26 protein-coding genes are annotated in these 24,239 nt (G+C 65.9%); 14 read left to right on the top strand and 12 right to left on the bottom strand.

Annotation, left to right across the window (positions count from 1 at the left end; translation table 11 throughout):
* Positions 1–25: 25 nt before the first annotated feature.
* Genes gspN through gspG form a run of 8 tightly spaced genes read right to left on the bottom strand, consistent with a single transcriptional unit; the run spans position 26 to position 5,257 of the window.
* On the bottom strand, positions 26–745 hold the full coding sequence (gene gspN, locus HND55_03670; protein QKK01835.1) for a type II secretion system protein GspN: 720 nt from the start codon (positions 743–745) through the stop codon (positions 26–28).
* Positions 738–1,223 (bottom strand): type II secretion system protein M, encoded by a 486-nt coding sequence (locus HND55_03665; protein ID QKK01834.1) that lies wholly within the window; start codon positions 1,221–1,223, stop codon positions 738–740. Before HND55_03665 ends, gspN begins: the two co-directional genes overlap by 8 nt.
* Entirely contained in the window at positions 1,220–2,392 is a 1,173-nt protein-coding gene (locus HND55_03660) for a hypothetical protein (GenBank protein ID QKK01833.1), read from the bottom strand. The genes HND55_03665 and HND55_03660 overlap by 4 nt, the downstream gene beginning before the upstream one ends.
* Positions 2,393–2,394: 2 nt before the next feature.
* A complete protein-coding gene (gspK, locus tag HND55_03655; protein QKK01832.1) occupies positions 2,395–3,324 on the bottom strand; it encodes a type II secretion system minor pseudopilin GspK in 930 nt (309 codons plus the stop codon).
* On the bottom strand, positions 3,324–3,920 hold the full coding sequence (gene gspJ / locus HND55_03650; GenBank protein QKK01831.1) for a type II secretion system minor pseudopilin GspJ: 597 nt from the start codon (positions 3,918–3,920) through the stop codon (positions 3,324–3,326). Before gspJ ends, gspK begins: the two co-directional genes overlap by 1 nt.
* Positions 3,917–4,276: a type II secretion system minor pseudopilin GspI gene (gspI, locus tag HND55_03645; GenBank protein QKK01830.1), complete on the bottom strand. Its 360-nt coding sequence runs from the start codon at positions 4,274–4,276 to the stop codon at positions 3,917–3,919. Before gspI ends, gspJ begins: the two co-directional genes overlap by 4 nt.
* Positions 4,273–4,848, bottom strand: a complete 576-nt coding sequence (locus HND55_03640) for a prepilin-type N-terminal cleavage/methylation domain-containing protein (GenBank protein QKK01829.1) — start codon at positions 4,846–4,848, stop codon at positions 4,273–4,275. The genes gspI and HND55_03640 overlap by 4 nt, the downstream gene beginning before the upstream one ends.
* Positions 4,817–5,257 (bottom strand): type II secretion system major pseudopilin GspG, encoded by a 441-nt coding sequence (gspG, locus tag HND55_03635; GenBank protein ID QKK01828.1) that lies wholly within the window; start codon positions 5,255–5,257, stop codon positions 4,817–4,819. The genes HND55_03640 and gspG overlap by 32 nt, the downstream gene beginning before the upstream one ends.
* A 141-nt stretch (positions 5,258–5,398) precedes the next feature.
* On the opposite strand from gspG, the gene HND55_03630 reads away from it, so the two are divergent.
* Together HND55_03630 and prmA are read left to right on the top strand one after the other, a co-directional pair.
* Positions 5,399–6,157, top strand: coding sequence for a 16S rRNA (uracil(1498)-N(3))-methyltransferase (locus HND55_03630; GenBank protein ID QKK01827.1), 759 nt, complete (start codon positions 5,399–5,401; stop codon positions 6,155–6,157).
* Positions 6,154–7,080, top strand: coding sequence for a 50S ribosomal protein L11 methyltransferase (gene prmA, locus HND55_03625; protein ID QKK01826.1), 927 nt, complete (start codon positions 6,154–6,156; stop codon positions 7,078–7,080). The genes HND55_03630 and prmA overlap by 4 nt, the downstream gene beginning before the upstream one ends.
* Here the strand turns inward: prmA and HND55_03620 are convergent.
* A complete protein-coding gene (locus tag HND55_03620; GenBank protein QKK01825.1) occupies positions 7,064–7,933 on the bottom strand; it encodes a class I SAM-dependent methyltransferase in 870 nt (289 codons plus the stop codon). The genes prmA and HND55_03620 overlap by 17 nt on opposite strands.
* A 100-nt stretch (positions 7,934–8,033) precedes the next feature.
* Here HND55_03620 and HND55_03615 point away from each other — a divergent pair, with 100 nt between their 5' ends.
* Positions 8,034–9,224: a class I SAM-dependent methyltransferase gene (locus tag HND55_03615; GenBank protein QKK01824.1), complete on the top strand. Its 1,191-nt coding sequence runs from the start codon at positions 8,034–8,036 to the stop codon at positions 9,222–9,224.
* A 69-nt stretch (positions 9,225–9,293) separates the two neighbouring features.
* On the top strand, positions 9,294–10,676 hold the full coding sequence (locus tag HND55_03610) for an MBOAT family protein (GenBank protein QKK03973.1): 1,383 nt from the start codon (positions 9,294–9,296) through the stop codon (positions 10,674–10,676).
* 1,004 nt (positions 10,677–11,680) lie between these two features.
* On the opposite strand, the gene ppa is transcribed toward HND55_03610, so the two are convergent.
* Complete coding sequence (gene ppa, locus HND55_03605) at positions 11,681–12,205, bottom strand: inorganic diphosphatase (protein QKK01823.1); 525 nt, start codon at positions 12,203–12,205, stop codon at positions 11,681–11,683.
* A 148-nt stretch (positions 12,206–12,353) separates the two neighbouring features.
* On the opposite strand from ppa, the gene proV reads away from it, so the two are divergent.
* The 8 genes from proV (at position 12,354) to HND55_03565 (ending at position 19,161) form a co-directional block, all read left to right on the top strand.
* On the top strand, positions 12,354–13,565 hold the full coding sequence (gene proV / locus HND55_03600; protein QKK01822.1) for a glycine betaine/L-proline ABC transporter ATP-binding protein ProV: 1,212 nt from the start codon (positions 12,354–12,356) through the stop codon (positions 13,563–13,565).
* Positions 13,558–14,403, top strand: coding sequence for a proline/glycine betaine ABC transporter permease (locus tag HND55_03595; GenBank protein QKK01821.1), 846 nt, complete (start codon positions 13,558–13,560; stop codon positions 14,401–14,403). The genes proV and HND55_03595 overlap by 8 nt, the downstream gene beginning before the upstream one ends.
* Before the next feature lie 87 nt (positions 14,404–14,490).
* Complete coding sequence (locus tag HND55_03590) at positions 14,491–15,357, top strand: glycine betaine ABC transporter substrate-binding protein (GenBank protein ID QKK01820.1); 867 nt, start codon at positions 14,491–14,493, stop codon at positions 15,355–15,357.
* Between the two features lie 429 nt (positions 15,358–15,786).
* A complete protein-coding gene (locus HND55_03585; GenBank protein ID QKK01819.1) occupies positions 15,787–16,743 on the top strand; it encodes an ABC transporter permease in 957 nt (318 codons plus the stop codon).
* Complete coding sequence (locus HND55_03580) at positions 16,740–17,600, top strand: ABC transporter permease (protein QKK01818.1); 861 nt, start codon at positions 16,740–16,742, stop codon at positions 17,598–17,600. The genes HND55_03585 and HND55_03580 overlap by 4 nt, the downstream gene beginning before the upstream one ends.
* 29 nt (positions 17,601–17,629) lie before the next feature.
* Positions 17,630–18,088, top strand: coding sequence for a hypothetical protein (locus HND55_03575; GenBank protein ID QKK01817.1), 459 nt, complete (start codon positions 17,630–17,632; stop codon positions 18,086–18,088).
* Positions 18,089–18,125: 37 nt separating this feature from the next.
* On the top strand, positions 18,126–18,500 hold the full coding sequence (locus tag HND55_03570; GenBank protein QKK01816.1) for a hypothetical protein: 375 nt from the start codon (positions 18,126–18,128) through the stop codon (positions 18,498–18,500).
* A gap of 88 nt (positions 18,501–18,588) precedes the next feature.
* On the top strand, positions 18,589–19,161 hold the full coding sequence (locus HND55_03565) for a DUF1232 domain-containing protein (GenBank protein QKK01815.1): 573 nt from the start codon (positions 18,589–18,591) through the stop codon (positions 19,159–19,161).
* On the opposite strand, the gene HND55_03560 is transcribed toward HND55_03565, so the two are convergent.
* Entirely contained in the window at positions 19,141–19,641 is a 501-nt protein-coding gene (locus tag HND55_03560; GenBank protein ID QKK01814.1) for a GNAT family N-acetyltransferase, read from the bottom strand. The two genes, HND55_03565 and HND55_03560, sit on opposite strands and share 21 nt — an antisense overlap.
* Here HND55_03560 and HND55_03555 point away from each other — a divergent pair.
* On the top strand, positions 19,640–20,734 hold the full coding sequence (locus tag HND55_03555) for a hypothetical protein (protein QKK01813.1): 1,095 nt from the start codon (positions 19,640–19,642) through the stop codon (positions 20,732–20,734). The genes HND55_03560 and HND55_03555 overlap by 2 nt on opposite strands.
* On the top strand, positions 20,731–21,066 hold the full coding sequence (locus HND55_03550) for an SET domain-containing protein (GenBank protein QKK01812.1): 336 nt from the start codon (positions 20,731–20,733) through the stop codon (positions 21,064–21,066). The genes HND55_03555 and HND55_03550 overlap by 4 nt, the downstream gene beginning before the upstream one ends.
* Positions 21,067–21,074: 8 nt before the next feature.
* On the opposite strand, the gene HND55_03545 is transcribed toward HND55_03550, so the two are convergent.
* Positions 21,075–24,164: a diguanylate cyclase gene (locus tag HND55_03545; protein ID QKK01811.1), complete on the bottom strand. Its 3,090-nt coding sequence runs from the start codon at positions 24,162–24,164 to the stop codon at positions 21,075–21,077.
* Positions 24,165–24,239: the final 75 nt, after the last annotated feature.

The following is a 24,239-nucleotide window of genomic DNA, read 5'->3' as shown; positions in this document are numbered from 1 at the left end:
CCTTTGTCCGCCATAACCTGTGGTGCTACCAGCCCAATGCTCCGCTGAGGCGGATCCGGATCTGCCCGTCGGACTGGCGCTCACCCATCCAGGCCAGCTGCCGGTCGAGGTCCGGCCGATCGGGGCTGGCGCGCAGCCACAGATCAACCGTGTACTGATCGACCTCGAGATCGATTGTGCCACGTACCGTCACCGGTGCCGGCTGCAGCGATTCCACGCGCGCCTGCTGGCGCTGCCGGCCCGGTGTCAGATCGACCAGAATCTCGCCGAGCGACTCGTGCACCGTCCCTTCGAGCGCCGCTTCGCGCCAGACAATCTGTCCGGCTATCTCCGGCGGCTGACCGTCGACCATCACTGCCCGCTCGATATCAAATTCCAGGTATCCCCGCGCTCGCGTATTCATCATCCACAGCTGGATATCGGCCCGTGTCACATCCAGCCGCCCGCTGACATCCTCAAGCGCCAGGCCACCGCTGACCGGACGCCCGATGCCGTTGAGAACTGTTGATCCGCCCCGTACCTGACTGACCCGCCAGTGCCACGACAGCCCCGAACGCCAGCGCCAGGTCAGGTCCAGCGGTGCTTGTCCCGGCTGCCGCCACAAGGCCTGGCCGCGCCAGATCGTACCGCGAACGTCGCCGATCTCCTCGGGCGGGTCGAACCACCACAGGGCCACGCGGGCCGGCAAGGTCAGCGCAACGATCAGCGGTATGGCCAGGACCACCAGCCAGACAAGCTTACGCATCGCTCACCACGGTGACGCGAACATCCACTCGGCCGGCCTGCTGCCCCCGGTCGACCTGAAGCCGGGCCACGCGCACTGGATGAGCGCGGGAAAAGGCCTCCAGCCAGCTCATCACGGCGACGAATTCAGCGCCTTCCAGCCAGACCCGGACCCGATCCTCGCCAGCCGGCTCGATGCGCGCCATGGCGCCGGCCAGGCCGGCGGCACGCGCCGTTTCGTCAGTCAGACCCAGTAATGAACGATCGCTGGACCGGGGTGCACCGGCGCGTCCTGCCCGCAGACGCTCGGCCACCGGTGCCACCGCATCGAGCCAGTTGATCAGCGCCTGCTGCTCGGCGACGCGCGCGCGCTGCGACTGACGCGCCTCGGCCAGCGGTTCCCACAGCCACACATAAGTGATCGCGCACAGCGCGATCCCGGCGGCGAGCATCAGCAGCAGGCGCTGCCGCGGCTCACGCTGCTGCCACCAGTCCATCATCCGCCGCGCTCCTCGATGCGGATACTGCCGCTGGCACCGACCTCATCGATTCGGGCCGACTGCACTTCGGCGGCCAGATCGACCGCATGCAGCCGCTGCTCGAGCTGGTCGAGAGCGGCCACATCGGGCGCGCGCAGACCGATCTCGAGCGCACCGTCTCGATAGTCAATCCGCTCAAGCTCGAAATCGCCCTGACCGGCCACGACCGGTGCAACGCGATGCATCAGGTCGAACAGCCCGGCCGCCTGGCCAAAACGCAGGCGGGCCAGCTCCCGCTCGGCCTGCTCGCGTGGCCGCACCACTCGCCCGACGCCGGGAAAGACCGCCGCAAAACGCTGCTCGATCCGTTGATCGAGCGTCTGCGACAGTTGTCTGAGCTGGTAATGCTCCAGCAGGGCCAAAGCCAGCGTTGTGCCGCCAGCGACCAGGGCCAGCGCAGCGGCCCGGCGCCAGTGCCCTTTCGCAGCGCGAGCAGAGCGCGGCATCCACTCCTCGGTCAGCAGATTGATCGGCGGTGATTCGATGCGTTCGGCCAGCCGCGCCAGTACGTCGGTCCAGTCACCGTCGGCCGCCTCGGCGTCCGGCTGCATCCACGCGGGCCGTTCGCCGCCGTACCAGACCAACTGGCGGTCATCGCCGGCAACCGCTTCGATCATGTCGTCGGCCAGCGCGCCGTCAAAACTGCCGAACCCCCATTCGTCCCAGCGCACCAGGACCCGGTCTCCGATCGCTGCCAGACTGACCTGGCCGGGCGCATTCGGCAGACACAGGGCGTCGGGCAGCATGGCCTCCGGCACCCGTCCTGACAGACCGGTCTGCAGCTGATGCATGACCTCGCTGGCCACCGCCACGCAGGCCAGGCGACCGTCAGACAGGCGCGGACCGGCGACGACATGTTCGTCCTCGGCGCTTCCGGCCAACTGGGCCTCGGCCGCCCAGCGCAAGGCCTGGCGCATTTGCCGACCGGCCACGTCGGGCAGCTCGACGGCAACAGCGGCACAGCTGGCTGCATCGATCAGGACCGTCAGCGGCGGTGCCTCGGGCCAGTCCGGGCTGCCCGGCACGCAGCGACCGTGCTGGTGAACCCGGCCGTCGCGACCGAGCAGCACCCATGACCAGCGCTGGTCGAGCGCGTGCACAATGACCTGTTCCATGCGCTTGCGTGCCACCGTCAGGGCACTCCCTGGCTGACGTACCGAAAGCCATCATAACCCGGAACTTCCGGAATCATGAGCCGGAAATAGTCGCGCGTGACCTCATCGAGCACGACCCGTGCCTGGGCCAGATACCAGCGGCTGCTGACCGTCAGGTGACGCCGCACATCCGGCCGCATGACCGGCGCCACCAGCGGATGGCGCTCGAAGGCCGGCAGGTCGCTGAACGGCTTGTCGGTGAGCACCCGCCGCGCCTGGCCCGGTTCGAGCGCGGGCAACAGTGCCGCCAGCACCTCCGGCGAGGTGGTGTTGACGTTGACCACCAGTTCCGGTTCGGGCAAGGCGCTGACCAGGGGCGCCAGCGCCAGCCAGGCCTCGTGATCGACGCTGCGCAGCCAGCGCAGCTCACTTGTGTTGGCCAGCACAACCCCGGCCGTGCGGTAGGGTGGATCGCGCCGGGAATACCAGTTGGTTGCTGCGCTGCCGGGACTCGGAACGCTGGCGCCGTCAAGCCAGTCCGCCAGCTCGTCGGCAATGATCCGGTCAAGCCCCAGGGCGTCGAGCAGACGCCGAAATGCGGCCTGCGCAGCGGCCGCGGTCGCACCGTCGGGATGGGCCAGCGCATTGACGTTGAAGCGGGCATTCTGGTCGATCAATCGGCCCTGAACAACACCGCCTGGAACCTCGAAAGGCTGCGACCAGGCGCCGTCGAGCAGTGCCGGGTCGATGCCCTCGCTGCGCGCCCGCCGCAGCAATGCAACCGCAATCTCGTCCATGCCGCGCGCGTACTGCCAGCCACGTTCGGCAGCGACCAGGGCTTCGGTACGCGCCAGCGACCGCTGCGCACGCTCGACCAGACCGACTGCCAGCACTGCCGCCAGCGCTGCCGCCACCAGCGCCAGCAGCAGCGCGCTGCCGTCCTGTCGTGATCCCGAACAGCGATGCATCACAGCACCACAAGCCGCCTGATACGGCCCAGCGGCTCGAGCTCGAGGGTCACCTCGATCGCCCTGGGCAGCTCGCGAACGGACGCATCGAGCGGCCAGCGCTCGCGCCAGTCGCCGCCGGCATCGAGATAGCGCAGCTCGAAGCGCTTCACCCCCGCCAGCACGGTCTCCGATCGCTGCCGGGTCGCCGCCACCCGATCGGTCACCGGCCAGGCGGTTCGAACCAGATCGCTACCCGAGCGCGTCCAGCCGAAGCGCTGCAGCGTGCTGCGCGGCGCGCTGCCGGGATTGTGCCAGCCGGCACGGGTGGCCTCGAAACGATCGGAGCCACCGCGCAGGGCGGGCTCGATCGTGCCGGCGGCGGCGGCAACCGGGCGACTGACCATCTGTCTGAGATCCGCGTCGAGACGGGCCACTCCGAGCTGTACCGCGGCGAAGGCCGCGGCACGATCGCGGTGCTGCATGGCGCTGCGACTGAGGGCGTCGAGCGCGGTATAGGCGGTGGCGGCAAGCAGGGCGAACACGGCCACGGCCACCAGCACCTCGATCAGCGTGAATCCGGCCTGTCTGGCGGCCGGTGCGCGACGGGCCATCATGGCGCCAGAAAACCGGTGTGCTGCAGAACCGGCGCATCGGAGCGATGGCCGGCGTAGACCAGCACATCGGCGCGCAGCAGCTCACCCCCCGGCGCCGGCTGCACGAACAGCTCCCACTCCCATGCGCGCCCGGCCATGGTCGTTGTTCCACGCCGGCGGCCCGCAGGGACAGCGGTCTCCAGCCGCAGCTCCGCCAGCGCATTGTCGGCCACCCACAGTGCCACGGTCTGCTGCTCGAGTCTGGACTGACCATCCAGGGCCCGCGCCCCGGTATGGGCCAGTGCGGCGACGGCCACCGCCACCACCACCAGGGCGACCAGCACCTCAAGCAGGGTAAAGCCGCCGGCACGATTCAAGGCCCCGTCTCCAGGGCAAGTCTGCCGTCGCTGCTGCCGGTGACGCGGACCGGATGTCCCGGCTCGGCGTTCACGGCCAGGCTGAAGGGGGTCAGCTCCCCGAGCGGGTAGCAGGCAATCTGGGGGCCCGGGGGTTCATCGCCAAGGTCCAGGCGATGTCCCTCGACGACCAGGTCAAACGCCCAGGCGCCCGGCCACTGGCGCGGCTGGTCGAGGTCGCTGCCGGCCAGCACGACCCAGCCTTCGGCCGTATGCTGCCAGAAGTCGTAGCCCTGGGTGGTGACGCGCAAGCCGCGCGGACGGGCCTGGAACAACGCCTGCTGGCACTGTGCCTCGAGCAGTCCGGCCAGCTGCCGCAGCCTGAAATCGGGGGAATCCGGTCGCTTGAGCGTGCCCAGCTGCAGCACGGCCAGCGCCGCCAGGATGGCCGCGATCGCAACCACGACCAGCACCTCGATGAGGGTAAACCCCCGTCCCGGCCGCCTGGCTCCGGTCACGGCCTGGCTGCAACTCGGTCCGGTCATGCCCTGGCCGGTCGATTCAGTCGTCGTCCCAGTTTCCGATTTCGGCATTGATGCCTTCACCCCCGGCCATGCCGTTGGCCCCGAACGACCAGACGTCGATCTCGCCGTGCACGCCGGGATTGAGATACTGGTAGTCACGTCCCCACGGATCCTTGGGCAGTCGCGCGATATAGCCGCCCTCTTTCCAGTTGGGCGCCTCCGGGCGGCCAGACGGCCGGCGCACTAGCGCTTCCAGACCCTGCTCGGTGGACGGATAGTTGTAATTGTCGAGCTTGTACATGTTCAGCGCCGTGACCAGCGCCTGCACATCCTGTTTGGCCTTGGTCACACGCGCCCGGTCAGGCTCATCCATGACACGCGGCACGATCACCGCGGCTAGAATCCCGATAATGACGACAACCACCAGGATCTCGATGAGCGAAAAGCCGCGCTGGCGACATGTGAACGGATGTTTCATGATATGTGACGATTCGAGTCGTTGCATATGGGTTGCGAACATGATACGCGCAATCAAAGGCCGCATGCGCGATCCTGCCACGGCCGTCCGGGCACTGTCGAGCACAGACCACGCGCGCCGTCATGGCCAGGAACCCGGTCCGTGAGACAGACGCGCATTCATACCAGCCAGTCCCTGTCTGCGGGCCAGACCATCGTGCTGGAGCCAGAGCCGTCCCGGCACCTGCTCCGGGTGCTGCGTCTGCGCCAGGGCGATCCGGTGGTCGTGTTCGCCGATGAAGGCCGCGAGTATGCCGGCGTGATCGCACACGGCGACGGCAAGCGCTGTCGTGTTGAGCTGGGGCAGGCCCGCGATCCGCGTACCGAATCGCCACTGCCCCTGGCACTTGTCCAGTCGATCGCCCGCGGTGACCGCATGGACTGGTGCATCCAGAAGGCCTGCGAGCTGGGCGCAAGCCGGATTATTCCGGTCTTCAGCGAACGCACCGGGGTCCGGCTCGATGAACAGCGCGCCGTGCGCCGTCAGCACCACTGGCAGGCTGTCGCGGTGGCAGCCTGCGAACAGAGCGGCCGCTGCCGGGTGCCACCGGTCGACCGCCCCGTTGCTCTGGACGCGGCCGAGCTGGGCATCGGCCGGGGTCTGGTGCTCGACCCGGACGGCGATCACGCTCCCCAGGACATTGAACCGCCGCCTGACGGGACTGGCCTGACGCTCGCCTGCGGTCCGGAAGGCGGGTTCAGCATGGCCGAGATCGAATTCCTCGCCCAGCGGGGATTTGTCCGGCTGCGTCTGGGCCCGAGGGTGCTGCGCAGTGAGACCGCTGGGCCGGCGGCCCTGGCGGTACTGCAGGCACTTCACGGCGACTGGCGGCCGGCCATGGTCGGCAACCCGGCGACATGAACGACTGGCTTCGTGTGCGCCTGACCGTCGACCGCGACCGCGTCGACGACGTCGAATCAGCGTTGTTTGCCGTCGGCGCCGCCGCGGTCAGCCTGCTCGACGGCGGCAACGACCCGGTCCATGAACCGGCGCCCGGCAGAACCCCGATCTGGCCACGGACCGCCGTTGAAGGCCTGTTTCCGGCCAGCTTTCAGCGCAGCACCGTGCTTGACGCGCTGCGTGACCGGCAGCTTGTCTGCTCGCCGGAGGCGGTGGAGTTCGCCTCGCTGGCCGGGCGCGACTGGACACGCGCCTGGATGGACCGGTACCAGCCCATGCGCTTTGGCCGATCCCTGTGGATTTGCCCGTCGCACCTTCGACCGGACCCTGACTGGCCGGTGGTCATCCGGCTGGACCCGGGCCTGGCTTTCGGTTCCGGGACCCATCCAACCACGGCGCTGTGTCTGGAGTGGATCGACAGCCGTGCAATGGACGGCCTCCGGATTCTCGACTACGGCTGTGGCTCGGGCGTGCTCGGCATTGCCTGCGCACTGTCCGGCGCGGCCCGGGTCGTTGCCGTTGATCATGACCCTCAGGCCCTCCAGGCGACCGCCGAGAACGCCGCACGCAACGGCCTGGACGGGCGCATCGACTGCCGGCTTCCCGAGTCGTTCGATCGCTCGCGCAAGTTCGACCTGGTGCTGGCCAATATCCTGGCCGGCCCGCTGATCAGTCTGGCGCCGCGACTGACTGAAGTCCTCGAACCGGGCGGCCAACTGGTGCTTTCGGGGCTGCTGCCGGAGCAGGCCGATGACGTCATGAACGCCTATGCGTTACTCGGTCAGCCCCTGGACCGGTCTGTGCGCGACGGCTGGATGCGGCTGGTTTTCGCGGTACCCCGGCGGCGGCACAAATTGCGTACAGGGCTCAGCCGCGACGGATGACAACCGCGTCCTGACCGACCCAGAAAGCCAGCGGGCGATAATCGTCCGGCAGCCGCCCAAGGGCGCCGGCAATCTCGCGCTCGACCACGGCCCGGGTCGTGAACGTCGTGCCGTAATGGGCAGGATCAAGCGACGGCGATTCGCTGCTGGGGGCAAAGAAGGTGCCGTCTGGTTCGAACTCGATACCGAAATCCGCGGCGGCGCCCTCATTGTGCACCGACAGCACCAGCAGGCCGTCCGGCGCAAGGGCACCGGCAAGCACACGCAGCCACACCCGCCACTGCGCTACCGGCAGATGGGTAAACAACGACAGCACGAAGATCAGCTCGTAGCGCTGCGGGAAGACCAGCGACCGGGGATCGAAACTGGAGCAAAGCCCGTCGACCCCGAACTGCTCGGTGACGAAGTCCACCGAACCGGGCAACACGTCGGCACAGGTCAAACGTCCCGGAAGCAGCGGAGCAAGGTGACGGGTGAAACGTCCAAAACCGCAGGCAAACTCGAGCACACGGGACATGCCAAGCAGCGGTCGATCATGACGCTCGAGCAGGACCATCAGCTCGCTGAGCGTACGCCAGCCGTCGGCCAGGTAGTCGCGAACCGGGTTGAAGCTGTGCGGATCGTTGACGAAAAACCGGAAAATATCGTCATCGGGATGAATCACGCAGTTGACGCGCATCCAGTGGCTGAACCGGCCAGGATCGACGAGTCGCTCGAGCGCATTGCTGGCCTGAATGCAGGCCGGATCCTGCTGCAGGATATCGCGATACAGGCGACCGGCGGCAGCGCGATCACTGGCTTCAAGCGCCGCGGCCTGCGCCAGCAGCGAGTCGATCGATGGGTTCCGCTTCATGGGCTTTAGTGCTGCCGAGGGCAGCCTGACTCTTCCGAAAGGCGCCGGTAATGGTAGCATTCCGCGTCAACCCAATTGACCACGAGCAGCGGCTGCCGCAATGGAATCTGGAAACGCCTGTCGACTGACCGACCAAGCGCGCCGGGCACTCGCCGATCCGCGCCTGGCCGCGGCACTCCTGGATCACTGCCGATGGATGCCGGGAGACTTGGCGCCGGCCGCGCTCGATACCGCGGTCCATCCCGACTGTCAAATGCTCGGACACTCGCTCAAGGCCCATCAGGATGCGGCGCTGGCGGTCAGCCAGTACTTCGCCGTTGCACTGCAGCAATACCACACCGTCCGCCAGCTGGCCGAGCGCCTGTTCGCCACACCGCGGCGGATCGAGTTTCTCGACTTTGCCTGCGGCTACGGTCGCCTGCTGCGCTTTCTGGTCCACAGCCTGTCGCCGGCGCAAATCAGCGCCGCCGAGATTCAGCCCGAGGCGGTCCGCTGGGTACGCGAGCGCTACGGCGTGACCGCGCTGCAGTCGAGCGCCGAGCCGGAAGCCTTCGACTGCCCGCGCCGATTCGACATGATCTGGGCGGCATCGCTGTTTTCGCATTTGCCGCACGGGTTGTTCCAGCGCTGGCTGGCGCAACTGATCCGGCTGCTCGAACCATCAGGCGCACTGTGCTTCAGCGTTCATGGCGAGGCGCTGCTGCCGGGCAACCAGAGCATGCCGGACAACGGCATCCGCTATCTTGATACAAGCGAAAACCCGGAGCTGGGCGCCGAGATCTACGGCACCACCTTCGTCACTGAAGCGTATGTCTCACGGGCCATCCGCGCAGCGGCCGGCGCCGGCTGTGGCATCACCCGTCTGCCCAAACTGCTGGCTCATGAACAGGACGTCTATGTCGTCACCATGACCGGCGCAAAGAAAGACGCGGGCCTTGCAACATTCGAGCGGGGCACGCGCGGCTGGCTTGATCAGCTCCAGATCGATCGTGAACACAACATCGTCAACCTGCGCGGCTGGGCCGGCTCACTCGACGCAACGCCGTTTGGCTATGTCGAGACCTGCCTGGGCAACCGCTGCCGTCGCCATGCGGCCGATCAGCCGAGGCCCGACGTGGCGCGCGTGCTCGACTGTCCGGGCCTGACCGACAGCGGTTTTTCAATCAGCCTGCCGCTGCCGGATAGCGGCTCGGATCACTATCTCACGATCAGCGCGGTCAACGCCGCCAGCGAGCGTTCGCTGATCTACGCCGGCGATCTCGCCGGCAAGGTGTGTGCCGGGACTGACTGAGCGCCACCCGGTTCCAGCCGTCGACAGGATTCCGTCTTGACCTTTGACTCGCTCACCTTCGCCCTGTTCATGATCGCGCTGCTGGCAGCGACCGGCGCAACCCGCGCCTGGCGGCTGCGCAAGTTCGAACTGCTCGCCGCCAGCTACCTGTTCTACGCCGCCTGGAACCCGGTCTTCATCTGGCTGCTGGTCATCTCGACGGTCGTCGACTGGCAGGCCGCGCGGCGCCTGCACCTCGCGGACACGCCGGCGGCGCGACGCGGCTGGCTGGCGCTGTCTCTGGTCGTCAACCTCGGCCTGCTGGGCTGGTTCAAGTACGGCGACTTCCTGATCGCCAACTACAACGCGCTGCTCGAAGGCCTCGGACTGGGCCTCAGCTACCGGGCACCGGCACTGGACCTCATTCTGCCCATTGGCATTTCCTTTTACACCTTCCAGACGCTGTCCTACACGCTCGACGTTTACCGACGCCGCATTGCACCGGGCAGCGACTTCGCCGACTACGCCCTGTACGTCAGCTTCTTTCCGCAGCTCGTCGCCGGGCCGATCGTGCGCTACGAGCAGTTTGCCGGGCAGCTCGCCGAACCCCGCCGGCCCGGCCGCACCGACCTCGAACTCGGCGTGGCGCTGATCGTCGCGGGCCTGTTTCTCAAGTCGACCCTGGCCGACAGCCTGTTTGCGCCGGTCGTCGACGGCGGCTTTGCCGCAGCCGGCAGCAATGGCGCCCTGACGGCCTGGACCGCGATCACCGCATTCAGCGGCCAGATCTACTGCGATTTCGCCGGCTACTCGCTGTGCGCCATCGGCGCGGCACGTTGCTTCGGTTTCAGGCTGCCGAAGAACTTTCACGCGCCCTATGCGGCGGTCGGTCTGTCCGACTTCTGGCGCCGCTGGCACATTTCGCTGTCGACCTGGATCCGGGATTACCTGTATATCGCTTTGGGCGGCAACCGCCATGGCCGCACCAGAACCCTGCGCAACCTGCTCATCGCCATGGGCCTGGGAGGCCTGTGGCATGGCGCCGCCTGGACATTCGTGCTGTGGGGACTTGCCCACGGCGGCTGGCTGGTGCTCGAACACAGCCTCAAACCCCTGGCTGTGCGCCTGCCGCTGCTCGGCCATGCCGCGCTGATGCCGCTCTATGCACTGCTGACCTTTATCGTCGTCACTCTGACCTGGGTGCTGTTTCGCGCCGCAGACCTGGCCCAGGCCGGCGCCTTCTTCGGCGACCTGGTCAGGCTTGACGCCTCGACGCTCGACCCGGCCGGATGGCTGGCCCTGGCGATGATGGCGGCCTTACTGATCTGGCACGCCGTGATCCGCAGGATTGAAATAGACCGGGTCTATGCTGACCTGCCCTGGCCTGTTCGCGGCGGAATGGTCGGTCTGCTGCTGGCCGCAGTGCTGCTCAGCCCCGGTGAGCATCGCGCCTTCATCTATTTCCAGTTCTGATGATGACAAACCGATCCACGCTTTGCGCACTCGGACTGGCCCTGCTGGTGGCGTTCGCGGCCGTCTCGACCTGGGAAGCCTACTGGCGCAGCCAGGGCTATCGGCCGGCGCTGATCGATGACCGTGATCTGTGGGCCATCCACCGCGATCGCGCCAGCGGCATCGACCAGCAGCGCCACCTGACCGTCATCGGCGCATCACGCATCCAGCTGGCGTTTTCGGTACCGGCCTTCGAGCAGGCTCAGCCTGGCTGGACGGCCACCTCGCTGGCGATCAACGGCCACTACCCGTTTGCGGTACTCAACGACCTGGCCAATGATCCCCGCTTTGCCGGTGTCGTCCTGTGCGCCGTCGATGCACGCGGTCTGGCGCACTGGTATCGCGACATGAGCGAGCCCTGGGTACGCCACTACCATCGCGACTTCGGCCCGCAGCGACGCATCGAGCGGTGGCTGCTCAGCGCCGTGCAGCAGCGTCTGGTCGTGTCCGGCGGCGAATTCAACCTGGTCAGACGGCTGCTGGGCTGGATCGAGGGTCGCCAGCCGGTTCGCCACTACACGCGCATGCTGCCCGATCGCACCATCGCCGCAGATTTTTCGATGACCGACCCCACGGTGCTTCGGCGCGGCTTTACCCAGGCGCTGGCGGCCGACTACCGCAAGCGCCCGGCGCCGGATCCGCAGCGCTGGCGCGAGGAACTCCGGCCGGTCGCCCGGGCCGTGGCACGCATCCGGCAGCGGGGCGGCCAGGTCGTTTTCCTGCGCATGCCAACGGCCGACCGCCATCTTGAACTTGACCAGGCCAACTATCCGCGCGAGCAGTACTGGGACCACCTGGCCGAAGCCACCGGCGCGCGCAGCGTGCACTTTGCCGATGATCCCGAGCTTGCCGCACTGGAATTGCCCGACACCTCGCATATCGACCAGCACGATCGGGCGCGCTTCACGCGGCGGATTGTCGAGATCCTGCAGCGCGAGAACGTCCTGCCGGTCCCGCCGCGGCCTTCAGCAAGCGGCCTCGATGGCGCGCATGATTTCGGTGCGCGCCGCCTCGGGCCCATGCCAGCCAAGCACCTCGACCCACTTGCCGATCTCCAGGTCCTTGTAGTGAGCAAAGAAGTGGCGGATATTGCGCCGGCTGAACCGGGCCAGATCATCGATCGAGTTGATATCTTCGTGCAGCGGTGAGACCTTCTCGATCGGCAGCGCGGCGATCTTGACGTCACGGCCGGCCTCGTCGGACATCTCCAGAAAGCCGATCGGGCGGCAGCGAATGATCGAACCGGGCAGCAGCGGCACCCGGATCAGCACCATGACATCGAGCGGATCACCGTCCTCGGCCAGGGTATTGGGCACGAAGCCATAGTTGCACGGGTAGCGCATGGCCGTTGCCAGCAGACGATTGACCTGAATGGCCCCGGTCGTCTTGTCGACCTCGTACTTGACCGGCGGACCGTCGAGCGGGATCTCGATAATGGCATTGAAGTCATCGGGTGGATTGACGCCCGGCGGAATCTCGTTGACGTTCATGGGCTGGATGAAGTTTGAATCATCATCGATTATAGCCCGCCGCTGGTGCAGGGGCGGTCGACAGGACCGGCCCGCCCGTTTGAATCCGCCTGCGATCACGGTTACGGTAACAAGCCTGTGCGCACAGCTGACCGGAGTTACCCAGACGATGTCCAACACGCTGCTCATCGAAGTCTCTGGCCTGTTCAAGATTTTCGGCAACAACCCCGAGGCCGCCATCACCCTGCTCGAACAGGGCTGCTCCAAGGCCGACATCTTCAAACAGACCGGCCAGACGGTCGGCGTGCAGAAGACCACCCTCAGCATCGAAGAAGGCGAGGTGTTCGTCGTCATGGGCCTGTCGGGCTCAGGCAAGTCAACGCTGGTGCGCCTGCTCAACCGGCTGATCGAACCGACACGCGGCGAAATCCGCATCCGCGGGCAGAACGTCACCAGCATGAACCACCGTCAGCTGATCGACTTGCGCCGCAAGGATCTGGCCATGGTGTTCCAGTCCTTCGCCCTGATGCCCCACAAGACGGTGCTGGACAATGCGGCGTTCGGCCTCGAGGTTGCCGGCGTCGAACGCCGCAAACGCCAGGCTCGGGCGCTGGAAGCGCTCGACCAGGTCGGACTGAAATCGAACGCCAACAGCTATCCCGACGAGTTGTCCGGCGGCATGCAGCAGCGCGTTGGCCTGGCCCGCGCGCTGGCCACTGATCCGGCAATCATGCTGATGGATGAGGCATTCTCGGCACTCGACCCGCTGATTCGCACCGAAATGCAGGACGAGCTGCTGGAGCTGCAGCGCCGGCAGCAGCGTACCGTGGTCTTCATCTCGCATGATCTCGACGAAGCGATTCGTATCGGTGACCGCATCGCGATCATGCAGGACGGAAAGGTCGTACAGGTCGGCACGCCGGAGGAAATCGTGAGCGAACCGGCCAACGACTACGTCCGCTCCTTCTTCTACGGCGTGGACATCGCCCAGGTGTTTACCGCTGGCGATATCCTGGACCGTAAGCAGGTTACGGTCATCGAACGCCCCGGCGTCGGTTTGCGCGCAGCGCTCGAGCGGATGCAGCGCCACGACCGCGAATACGCCATCGTCGTTGACGGCGATCGTCGACTCGAGGGCCTGGTCTCGGCAAAGGCGCTGGTGGCCGCGCTGGAAAACGGCGACGAACCGCGATTTCGCCAGGCCTTCGAGCCGGTCGAAGCGGTGGCTCCGGACACGCCACTGAACGATCTGATCGGACGCTGCGCAGCCACTTCGGCGCCCATTCCGATCACCGACGAAAACCGGCGCTATCTCGGCACCGTATCGAGAACCCGGCTGCTGCAGACGCTCGCCAGAAGTGGAGATGATCAGCATGGATGAATGGCTCAAACAGTTTCACCTGCCCATCGGCAAATGGGTCGAATCCGGCGTGGTCTGGATCCAGGATAATCTGACCCCGTTGCTGGACGGTTTTGCCGCCCTGATCGGCTTTCTGACCGATTCGTTCGAAGCCGGACTGATGCTGGTGCCTGCCTGGCTGCTCAGTCTGGTTCTGATTGCCTTGGCCTGGTGGCGGGTCGGCTGGAAATTCGGACTGTTTGCGCTGGTGTCGCTGGCCGTGATCATCGGCATGGGCCTGTGGCGGGAAACCGTCCAGACGCTGGCGCTGGTGCTGGCGGCCAGCACGGTGGCACTGGCCGCGGGCATCCCGATCGGCATCGCCATGGCGCGCAATGACCTGGTCGAGTCGATGATTCGTCCCATACTCGACTTCATGCAGACCATGCCGCCGTTCGTCTATCTGATCCCTGCAGCGATCTTCTTCGGGCTGGGCAAAGTGCCCGGCGCGATCGCCACGGTCGTTTTCGCCATGCCGCCCGCGGTGCGCCTGACCAACCTGGGTATCCGCCAGGTCAGCAAGGAACAGATCGAGGCGGGGCTTGCATTTGGCTGCACCCGTCGCCAGTTATTGACCAAGGTACAGCTTCCGCTGGCCATGCCCTCGATCATGGCCGGCGTGAACCAGACCATCATGCTGGCCCTGTCAATGGTGGTGATCGCCTCCATGATTGGCGCCGGTGGTCTGGGCAATACGGTGCTGACCGGCATTCAGCGGCTCAATGTCGGCCTGGGCTTCGAGGGCGGATTGGGCGTCGTCATTCTCGCCATTCTGCTTGACCGGATCACCCAGAGCTTCGCGCCGACGCAACGCCGCTGACGGCCCGGCGCACCGAGCCTTTCATCGTGTACCGTGCAATCCCGGACGCGATGGTTTTCTCACTCAAACTGAAAGGAGAAAGACATCATGCGAGGGAACATTACCAAGTTACTGATCACACTCGGCCTGGCCACGGCGCTGGCTGCGCCGTTGCAGGCAGACAGCGTCAAGATCGGCTGGACCGCCTGGTCCGATGCCGAATTTGTCACCAAGTTGGCTGCGCGGGTGCTGGAAGAGCGCATGGGCCAGGAGGTCGAACTCATCCAGACCGATATTGCACCCCAGTACCAGGGCCTGGCCCAGGGCGATATCGACGTCATGCTGATGTCCTGGCTGCCGTCGACCCACGAAGACTACATGGACAGCGTCGGGGCCGATGTTGTCAACCTGGGTATTCTCTACGGCTATGCGCGACTCGGCTGGGCGGTGCCGACCTACATCCCTGAAGACGAGTTGTCGTCGATCGAGGACCTGAAAAACGACAGCGTGCGCGACAGACTCGACGGCACGATCACCGGAATTGATCCGGGCGCCGGTCTGACGCGACTGTCCAAGCAGGCCATCGAGGACTATGGACTCGACAACTACGAGCTGCAGATTTCCAGCGGCGCCGGCATGACGGCCGCGCTGGCGCGGGCTGTTCGCCGCGATGAGTGGATCGTTGTCACCGGCTGGAGTCCGCACTGGAAGTTCGGCGCGCACGACCTGCGCTACCTGGACGATCCCAAAGGCGTCCTGGGCAGCTACGAACGGGTCCACGCGTTGGCTCGCCAGGGCTTTTACCAGGAAAACCCCGAAGCGGCGCTGTTCCTTGCGCGCATGCATCTGGATCTCGACGAGCTCCAGAACGCCATGTTCTACGCCCAGGAAAACAGCTACGAAGAAGCGGTTGATCGTTTCATCGATGACCATGAAGGCCTGATCGACTACTGGGTGACCGGACGCATTAACTGAAGCGTCCGAACGCGCAGTGCCTCGTCCCCTGCGGCGACCGCTGCCGGCAAGCCACCTGGATGATGCTGCCCCGGCCGATGCCGGGGTCAGCATCCGTATCGCCGCGCCGGTGGCGACAACGTATGGCGATGCGGACAGCCGTCCAGCCAGTGGATGGCTGGAATGCCCGGCCTGGATGGCACAGTCCGGCCAGCACACAAAAGCGTTCTTTTAGAGGCGACCTGACCGCTTGAGCTTCCGGTCCGCTTTCCGCTACTGTGGAACCCGGTTACCGGAGACACCCATGCTGCCGCGGCGCCTTGCCCTGACAATTGTGACGACCGGCCAGGAACCGACCGCCTGCGGGCAGCCGGAGGAACCGGCTCAACACACCCCGCGGGCTCATGCGCAGACCGTCGGTGAGTCGGTCGTGCATCGGAACCGGCGTTGATGGCACCGCGACGGCTGACCGGCTACCTTGCCGTTCGGCTGGCCGGGGCCGTTCCACTCCTGCTCGGCGTGACGCTGCTCAGCTTTACGCTGACCGTGTATTTCGGCCCTGATCCGGTCTACACCCTCCTCGGGCGCAACCCGTCGCCGGCAGAGATCGAGCAGCTGCAGCAACAGCTCGGCCAGGATCGGCCCTTCGTGCAGCGCTACGTCAGCTACCTGGCGCGTCTGCTCACCCTGGATCTGGGCCATTCCGAGGCCAGCGGCGAGCCGGTACGAAACCTCCTGTGGCGCACCTTGCCGGTTTCGCTGATGCTGCTGACACCCGGTTTCGTGCTGGGCCTTGGCCTTGCCCTGTTGCTGGCCATGACCGCCGCGTGGCATCGCTACAGTCGCCTCGACCGGGCCATCACCCACCTGTCTTCGTTCGGGATGAGCCTGTCGTTTGTCATCATCATTCTGGCCTGCCAGGCCGTCCTCGGGGTCGGGTTGGGCTGGTTTCCCGTCTACGGCTGGGAGGTCAACGGACCACTGAGCTACCTGCATCACGTCAGCCTGCCCACGCTGGCCATGGTACTGGCCAACCTCGGCTACAACGTTCGATTCTTCCGCGCCGTGATGGTCGAGGCGCTGTCTGCCGCGCCGGTGCGTACTGCCCGTGCGCTGGGTTTCGGAGCCCGCCAGATCATGGCGCACTATGTCCTGCGCGCCGCGTTGCTGCCCATCGTCACCCGCGTGGTGTACGCCGTGCCCCTGCTGATCGTTTCCGGCAGCCTGCTGATCGAGAGCCATTTTGGCATCCCGGGTATCGGCCGGATCACCTATAACGCCATTCTGTCCGGCGACCAGCCGGTCCTGATGGCCGTGCTCGGCCTGGCCAGCGTCCTGTTCGTTCTGGCCCTGACGCTGGTCGACGGACTGAGCCGGCTGATCGATCCGAGGCTGGCACCAAGATGACCACGCTCACCGCCCGGCCAGTCCCTGCCCGGACCGCCCGGATTGCCGGCGCTGCCTGGATCGTTCTCGCCTACCTGGTCGCAGCCGCCGGGGTCTGGCTGGGCTTATGGGGCGGCGACGCCATGATGATCAGCGGCGGCATGTGGGAAGCGCCGTCAGTACAGCACTGGCTCGGCACCAATCGTCTCGGCCAGGACGTGCTGTCGCGCGCCCTGGCCGGAGCCGCTACCGCCTTCGAAGTCGGCCTGAGCGTGGCCCTGGGCGCAACCGCTTTCGGCGCAGTGGCCGGCGGCATTGCCGGCTATTTCAGCCAGACCTGGATCGACGAAATCATCCAGTGGTGCAAGGGCACCCTCGACGCGATACCGTTCTATCTGTTCGTTGCGGCGGTCGCGTTCGCCCTGCAGGGGCATGCCGCTGCCATGCATCTGGCCATGATCGCCACCTTCTGGACGACCACCGCGCGCCTGGTTCGAGCCGAGACCCAGCATATCCGGCAGCTTGATTTCATCGCCGCGGCGCGCGTGAGCGGACTGAAGCCGTGGCGCGTCATCCTGCGCCACATCCTGCCCAACAGCGCGCACATCATCCTGGTCCAGGCCACGCTGACCTTCGTGGCCGCCATCAAGACCGAAGTCATCCTCAGCTTCCTGGGTATCGGCCTGCACGACACAGTCAGCTGGGGCCTGATGATCGCGGAAGCCGGCCAGGATATCCTGGCCGGGCAGTACATGAATTTCATCGCGGCCTCGCTGGCACTGTTCGGCCTGATCATGGCCTTCAATCGTCTCGCCGACGATCTCCAGGCGGCACTTGATCCCCGAACACGAATGCTCGCGCTCAGCCGGCTGGTATGATGCGCGCAGCTGACACGAAGACGTTTCACTTGACCCGATACGCGACGCCGGGACTGCTTTTGCTATTGCTGACCGCGGCCTGCGGAACACTCCCGGGGCGGATCACCGGCGAACCGCCCCAGGCCACCATTGACGGTATCCAGCGGTCCGGCAACACGCTGACCGTCGAGGTGGGTTTGCGCAACATGAACGATCAGCCCATCAAACTGAGCGAAGCCACAATCGAGCTGTTCCTGTCCGACACCCTGCTGGCCAGGGCCCGGCAGGCCACCACAATGGAAATAGCCGCACGCGGGCGTGACTTGCTGCGCGTGCACGCAAGCGCCGACCGCGCTGGCCTCGCCCAGCTCGACGCGATCACCGGGCAGGGCAGCGCTGCCGCCTGGCGTATGATCCTGACGCTGACTGACCGCAGCGGCCAGCAGCAGATCATCGAGAATCAGGGCTGGCTGCACCCGGTACCGGGCCAGCCCGACAACTACCGCTAGTGTAGACTGCCGACTGAGCCGATTCGGGAGCCTGTCAATGACGATTGCCTTCTGGTGTGTACTGATCGCCGGCCTGATGCCGCTGGCGTTTGCCGGGATCGCCAAATTCGGCGACCGCAGCTTCAACAACCGCCGTCCGCGCGAATGGTACCGAAGCCTGGACGGCTACCGCCAGCGGGCCTGGTGGGCGCAGCAGAACACGCTTGAAGCATTCCCGCTGTTTGCGGTCGCAGTCGTGATTGCCCATATTGCCGGCGCAGACCCGACAACCGTCGATGCATGGGCCATCGCCTTCGTGGCGTTTCGCGTGGCCTACGGCGTCTGCTATCTGGCCGATGTCCACCTGTGGCGCTCGATTGTCTGGCTGGGCGGTCTGCTGTGCTGCATAGCGCTTTTCGTCACTGCCGCATGACGCGACCCGCATTGACGGCCCGACGGTAGCGTTCTAGGCTATGCCGATGACCTGCATCCCCTGATCCATCAATCCAAGGACGAGACCAATGAGCCTGCGAATTACGCTGGATTTCACCGAAAAGGACCTTGAACGCTTCCGTGACATGGCTCGCAAGGCGATGGCGAACACCCGCGAACGTCCGCCGGAAGTCATCGTCAAAGGCGCCCGCAAGCTGCTGCGGCAAGCCGAGGACAGCGACACGGTCAGCGACTTCATTCGCGGACGCCTCGACCAGCTCCGGGTGCTGATCGACATGCTTGAGGACGAAGGCTGGGGTATGCAGGAGGTGGGGCGCAAGCGCGTGCTGGCCGCACTGGCTTACTTCAACAACCCCGAAGACCTGATCCCCGACAACGTACCGGGCCTGGGCTTTCTCGACGACGCCATCATGATCGAGCTGATGTGCCGCGAACTCAAGCCGGAAATCGATGCCTACCAGGACTTCGTCAAGTACCGTTCGGCCGAAGCACAGCGGCGCGGCATGGCCCCGGAAGATCTCAACCGGGGGGATTTTCTGAAGTCTCGCGAACAGGCACTGCTGTCGCGCATGCGTCGGCGGCGACGGCGGGGCAGCGGCGGTGGCGGTGGCAGCAGGAAATCACCGCTGTCGCTGTTCTGAATCGCGGTCGCAAAGCATTTCCAGATGTGGGATGCCGTCCTCGGAATAGGGGCCACGAACCGTTCGAAAACCCAGCTGACGATAGAAGTGCTCCAGATACTGCTGGGCGGAAATGCGGATCGACTGACCGGGGTAGCGACAAGCCGCTTCTGCCAGACAGCGCTGCATGAGCACCCGGCCAAGTCCCTCGCGACGGACAGCGGCCGTCGTCAGGACGCGGCCGATCGAGGGTTCTCCAAAGCGTGTTCCAGGGGGCGTAATGCGCGCGTAGGCCATGATCGTGCGGGCCGGCGCCCAGGCCGCAACGTGCAGGCTGTCCCGATCGAGACCGTCCAGATCCTGGTAGGCACACGCCTGTTCGACCACAAACACGGCCGCACGCGCAGCCAGAATGGCGTAGAGACGATCGAGCGTCAACTCGTCGTAGCGCTGCGTCGTCCACAGAAGATCGTTCACGACACCTGATTCCCGAAAACGCATGAGTCAGTCGCTGCATCATATCCGCCTGCTGGCGGCACTGGAACTCGAGGTCGGCCGGGCCGGGCCTCGAACGTTGACGCGCACTCACACCGAGAAGCTCGCCGGCGAGCTGGGCAGCGACTTGCAGCGCGCGGTTGCCGATGTCGCCGATGGCATGCTCGCCGTCGCCGGCAGCGTGTTCGAACCCGGCGAACTGCTGCGCCCGAAATTCCCGGTCTGGTCCAGTCTCGAAGCACTGGCCATGACAGCCGTGCGTGAACAGGGTTTCGAGCCGCGCATCATGGCCATCGGCAGCCACAACGATCGCATGCCCCATGCCGATCTGCAGCCCCCCGACAGCGCTCCCGTCGGGCAGTTCGTCGCACTGCCGATGGTGCTGGTCTGCCCGAAGGCTGCCGGCGCCGGCATCGAGAAAGCGCTCGAGCATGCGCTGTTCGAGAGCGCCAGCATCGGCCCACCGGCCCGCGCACTGCTCAGCGAGGCCATCGGCCTGCATTCGGTGCACGGTCAGCTGCTGACCCTGTCTGACCTGGTCGCGCTGCAGCACGTACAGTACGACGCCGTCGGCCTGAGTCCCTTCTGGGCACTGATCGAACGGCTGCTGATCGAACCAGATCGTGCTGCCAACGCTGAACTGCCTGCCGGACTCCGGGCGCGATGGCAACCCGACAAAGCCATCGTTGACCTTGACTTTGAGACGTTCGACCAGTCGCAGCAGCCGCTGGACGACTACGTTGTGTGGTTGCGCGCCTTTCGTACCCTGACCGCAGTGCTCGACACGCACGCGATCGGCTGGCAGGTGCACACGGCCGATCCGGTCGTGCTCGATGTCCGCCACAACCTGCTGATCGAATCGGTCGGTCCCGCCCATGGCCCGGATGGCGTGACCGCGCAGCGCCATCCTGATCTTGGCCTGGTGGCCTGGAGCGTGGTCGAGGACGGACGACTGATGCATCTCTATCCGCTCGAACCCCGGTCTGCCGAAAGCACGCTTCAGGACCTCATCACACGCGGCCTGCCGCATCTCGACGATCGTCCGATTGTTCACCACGACCCCGACAGCGGCCGGCTGCTGCCGGCTGAAAGCGCATGAAAAAACGCTTCGACAACAACGCCCGGGTCTACGTTGCACCGTCGACCATCCACGGCCGCGGCCTGTTCGCCCGGCGGCGGATTCAGCGCGATGAGTACATCGGCACCTATAGCGGTCGACCGACCCGCACCGACGGCATGCACGTGCTGTGGCTGTGGAACGATGATGCCGAATGCTGGGAGGGTATCGACGGCGACAACGAAATGCGCTTTCTTAACCACTCCAGGTCACCCAACGCCGACTGGTGGGGCGACGAGCTCTACGCCATCCGCACCATTTCCCGGGACGAGGAAATCACCTTCGACTACGGCTGGGACAGCGACGAAGGCTGATACCGCATTCAGAGCCCACGGGATTCGCTTTCATGCGCCGAGACCACGGCGTCGACCGGCCCGAACACGCAGACGCGATTGCGCCCTTCATGCTTGGCCCGGTACAGCGCCCGGTCACAGTCCGACAGCATGTTGTTGGCCGCCTCACCCGGCCGGGGCACGCGCACCAGCACACCGGCGCTGATGGTCAGCCGATCGCGCTCGTTTCCCAGATCACGCGGTGTCAGTTCAGCCACCTGACGGCGCATTCGCTCGGCGATTGACTTCACCACCTCGCTATCGGCATCGACCACCAGGCAGGCGAACTCCTCGCCGCCAAGCCGGCCGACCAGATCCCTGGGCCGGGTGGCATCTTCCAGGGCTGTGGCGATGGCGCGCAGTGCCACATCGCCGGCCACGTGTCCCTGGCGATCGTTGTAGCGCTTGAAATGATCGACATCGATCATGACCAGCCCGAGTGCCTTGTCCTGCTGCCGGGCGCGGTCCAGTTCATCGGACAGGGTGCCGATCAGCCGCCGCCGATTGGCCAGACCGGTCAGTGGATCCTGAAACGACAGCTCGGTCAGGCGAAGATTGGCCTGTTGGAGCTGCTGTGTACGTGCCGCCACTTCGATCCTGAGCTGGCGCTGACGACGCCGCAAACCGGCGTTGTAGCCCCTCACACCACCGACCACGGCCAGCACCAGCGCTCCGCCAAGCATCAGCTGCACCGAGCGGCGCTGCCACCAGTGCGGCTCGAGAACAAGCGTCAGCCGCTGTGGCTCCGCCGGCGTCGCGTTGGCATCCATGGCTTCGACCTCGAACCGGTAGCGGCCGGGCGCAAGACCGGAGAAGGAACGAGTGTTGATTGGCGTCCAGTCCGTCGGCTGCTGCTCAAATCCCTCCAGGTGCGAACGATACAGCGACTCGCGCTCGCGCAGGCCGGCCAAAAGCGCATACTCCAGGCGCAGCTCGCGCGTGCCCGGCGGCAGGCGGATCTCGGGGCCGGCCGGAAGCTGCACGGACCGGCCATCGACGACCAGTTCCGTAAAATGCAGCGGCTTGGGCAGCAGGATCGTCTGGCGGCGACGCTCGCCGGGGTCGAACAGACTCAGTCCGCCCAGCGTACCGGCCCAGTAGCGATCACGGCGATCCACAAGCTGGCTGTTGGAATTACATTCATCGTGCACCAGGCCGTCGCTGCGCCGGTAGACGCGCTGGCTGTAGGAGCCGTCAGTCTGCGGCGTCAATCGCTGCACGCCGTTGTTGGTGCACACATAGATCACTCCGCGACTGTCGGCCAGCACGCTGTAGACAATCGGGTCGGGCGCCAGCGGCACGCGCTGATCGCTCATCGCCACCGGCCTGGCCGGGTCGGTCACGTCCACCCGGATAACGCCGTTGCCGACCGTGCCGATCCACAGCTGCTGTCCCGACGGCAGGGTCTGCAGGCTGGCGTGCAGGAGGACACTGTCGCCCGGCCACGCCTTGCCGGTGACTTCAACCGCCTCCCAGCTCATCCCGTCGAACCGGGCCAGACCCTCGTGTGAGAAGGCCCACAGCCATGACCGGCCGCGGATATCGATCTGCTCGAGCAGATGATTGACGCGCCATATCGACTGACCACCGGGCTCGGCAAAGCGGGTCCACCGCCCGTCACGCAGACGATATACGCCGTTGCCAAAACTGCCGACCCAAAGTTCGTGCTCCCGGTCGTGCTGTCGCGACAGCACGGCGTCGACGTAACCCGGGGCACCTGCATCGGCGGCAGGCTGCAGCAGCGCCTCGAAGCTCAGGTCGTCGTGAAGCCGATACAGTCCGTGATCGGTAAAGCTGACCAGCCGCCAGCTGGTATCGTCCGGGCCCGTCACCCGCCACAGGGCACGCACATTGTTGTCGGGCATACCGCCATCGCCACGCTGGAAACGCCGCCAGCCTCCCGACTCGAGCAGCGCCAGACCACGCTGGGATGAACCAGCCCAAAGCCTTTCGGACCCTTTGCCATCCGGCTCGATCAGGACCCCGAATATGCCGTTGTCACGTGATCCAAGCAAACTCACCGTTCGCCAGGGTGGGTCGGCCAGCGTTGCCCGGGCCAGACCCGCCTCGGTTGCCATCCACAGAACGGGCAGACCATTGACCCGATGGGTCATCAGCCCACGCACCGCACTGGCGGGCAGCCCGTGACTGCGGTCATAGACTCCGATCTCATCGCCGCGAATATGCACCAGACCGGCCCGGGTCGCCAGCCACAGGCGCCGCCTGCCGTCGCCATTGACCGTCGCCACGGCCCGGTAGATGGCCTCGGTCGGCAGCGTTGCCGGTTTGCAGTCATAGCGGCTCGCGGCCGTGGCTCCGGACAGATCGGGGCAGGCATCAAAAGCGCGCCAGAGCGTGAGCCCGGACTCATCGAGACGGGCCAGCCCGGTGGAGTAGCTGATGATCCAGAGCTCCTCGCGCCCGAGGTCGTGCGAGACTGCCAGACTGTTGAGCGCCATGTCCTGGACAATTGGCAGCGCCGCGCGCTGCCACGGGCCGTAGCGGTCATTGTCCAGAACATCACGATGCCAGAGTCCGCCACCGTTGTAGCGCGCCAGCCACTGCAGCGGCCGACCCAGCAGCTGCTCGGTACGCACCGTCGCGATGACGTCACGCGTGTCCGGTCCGTTGCCGGCATCCGGCATCCAGCGTCCGTTTTCGAGGCGCGCCAGCCCGTGGCCATAACTCAACCATAAGTCCCACCCGCCATCGGAACGCTCCAGGGCAAACAAATGGCGCATGGCGGGGAAGTGCTGCTCAAGCGTCCAGCGCTGGCCGTCGTAGCGCGCCAGTCCGTCGCTTTCAAACAGCGCCCACAGCACACCGTCATCGTCGAGCAGCAGGTCGCGAACCAGGCTGGAAGCGCCTGGCACCTCCCGGGTCTGCCAGCGGTAACCATCAAAACGCGCCAACCCCGAAGCCGATCCGGCCCAGATGAAACCGCCGGCATCCAGGCCAACTGCGCTCCAGATTTCCTCCGACAGCCCGTCCTGAGGTCCGAAGACATCAAAAAATGGCGCCCCCTGGTCGGTGACATCGATCGGTTCGACCGCTCCGGCAAGACCGGTCAGCATGATCATTGCCAGCGCTGCCCAGCACCCCGCTGCCTTTCGGGCAGCCGCAAGAACCACACCACAGGATCCGCCGGACGCTCG

The organism is Pseudomonadota bacterium, assembly GCA_013285445.1.
Classification (GTDB): Bacteria; Pseudomonadota; Gammaproteobacteria; order Xanthomonadales; family Wenzhouxiangellaceae; genus Wenzhouxiangella.
Note: the sequence above shows the minus strand (reverse complement) of the source record. Positions and strands in the feature narration are given on the sequence as shown.

Bases quoted from the DNA above. Each gene is read 5' to 3' on its own strand.
- gspN (QKK01835.1), bottom strand. From the start codon at position 745: ATGCGTAAGCTTGTCTGGCTGGTGGTCCTGGCCATACCGCTGATCGTT.
- HND55_03665 (QKK01834.1), bottom strand. From the start codon at position 1,223: ATGATGGACTGGTGGCAGCAGCGTGAGCCGCGGCAGCGCCTGCTGCTG.
- gspK (QKK01832.1), bottom strand. From the start codon at position 3,324: ATGCATCGCTGTTCGGGATCACGACAGGACGGCAGCGCGCTGCTGCTG.
- gspJ (QKK01831.1), bottom strand. From the start codon at position 3,920: ATGATGGCCCGTCGCGCACCGGCCGCCAGACAGGCCGGATTCACGCTG.
- HND55_03640 (QKK01829.1), bottom strand. From the start codon at position 4,848: ATGCCGAAATCGGAAACTGGGACGACGACTGAATCGACCGGCCAGGGC.
- gspG (QKK01828.1), bottom strand. From the start codon at position 5,257: ATGAAACATCCGTTCACATGTCGCCAGCGCGGCTTTTCGCTCATCGAG.
- prmA (QKK01826.1), top strand. From the start codon at position 6,154: ATGAACGACTGGCTTCGTGTGCGCCTGACCGTCGACCGCGACCGCGTC.
- HND55_03620 (QKK01825.1), bottom strand. From the start codon at position 7,933: ATGAAGCGGAACCCATCGATCGACTCGCTGCTGGCGCAGGCCGCGGCG.
- HND55_03615 (QKK01824.1), top strand. From the start codon at position 8,034: ATGGAATCTGGAAACGCCTGTCGACTGACCGACCAAGCGCGCCGGGCA.
- HND55_03610 (QKK03973.1), top strand. From the start codon at position 9,294: ATGATCGCGCTGCTGGCAGCGACCGGCGCAACCCGCGCCTGGCGGCTG.
- ppa (QKK01823.1), bottom strand. From the start codon at position 12,205: ATGAACGTCAACGAGATTCCGCCGGGCGTCAATCCACCCGATGACTTC.
- proV (QKK01822.1), top strand. From the start codon at position 12,354: ATGTCCAACACGCTGCTCATCGAAGTCTCTGGCCTGTTCAAGATTTTC.
- HND55_03595 (QKK01821.1), top strand. From the start codon at position 13,558: ATGGATGAATGGCTCAAACAGTTTCACCTGCCCATCGGCAAATGGGTC.
- HND55_03590 (QKK01820.1), top strand. From the start codon at position 14,491: ATGCGAGGGAACATTACCAAGTTACTGATCACACTCGGCCTGGCCACG.
- HND55_03585 (QKK01819.1), top strand. From the start codon at position 15,787: ATGGCACCGCGACGGCTGACCGGCTACCTTGCCGTTCGGCTGGCCGGG.
- HND55_03580 (QKK01818.1), top strand. From the start codon at position 16,740: ATGACCACGCTCACCGCCCGGCCAGTCCCTGCCCGGACCGCCCGGATT.
- HND55_03570 (QKK01816.1), top strand. From the start codon at position 18,126: ATGACGATTGCCTTCTGGTGTGTACTGATCGCCGGCCTGATGCCGCTG.
- HND55_03565 (QKK01815.1), top strand. From the start codon at position 18,589: ATGAGCCTGCGAATTACGCTGGATTTCACCGAAAAGGACCTTGAACGC.
- HND55_03555 (QKK01813.1), top strand. From the start codon at position 19,640: ATGAGTCAGTCGCTGCATCATATCCGCCTGCTGGCGGCACTGGAACTC.
- HND55_03560 (QKK01814.1), bottom strand. From the start codon at position 19,641: ATGCGTTTTCGGGAATCAGGTGTCGTGAACGATCTTCTGTGGACGACG.
- HND55_03550 (QKK01812.1), top strand. From the start codon at position 20,731: ATGAAAAAACGCTTCGACAACAACGCCCGGGTCTACGTTGCACCGTCG.
- HND55_03545 (QKK01811.1), bottom strand. From the start codon at position 24,164: ATGATCATGCTGACCGGTCTTGCCGGAGCGGTCGAACCGATCGATGTC.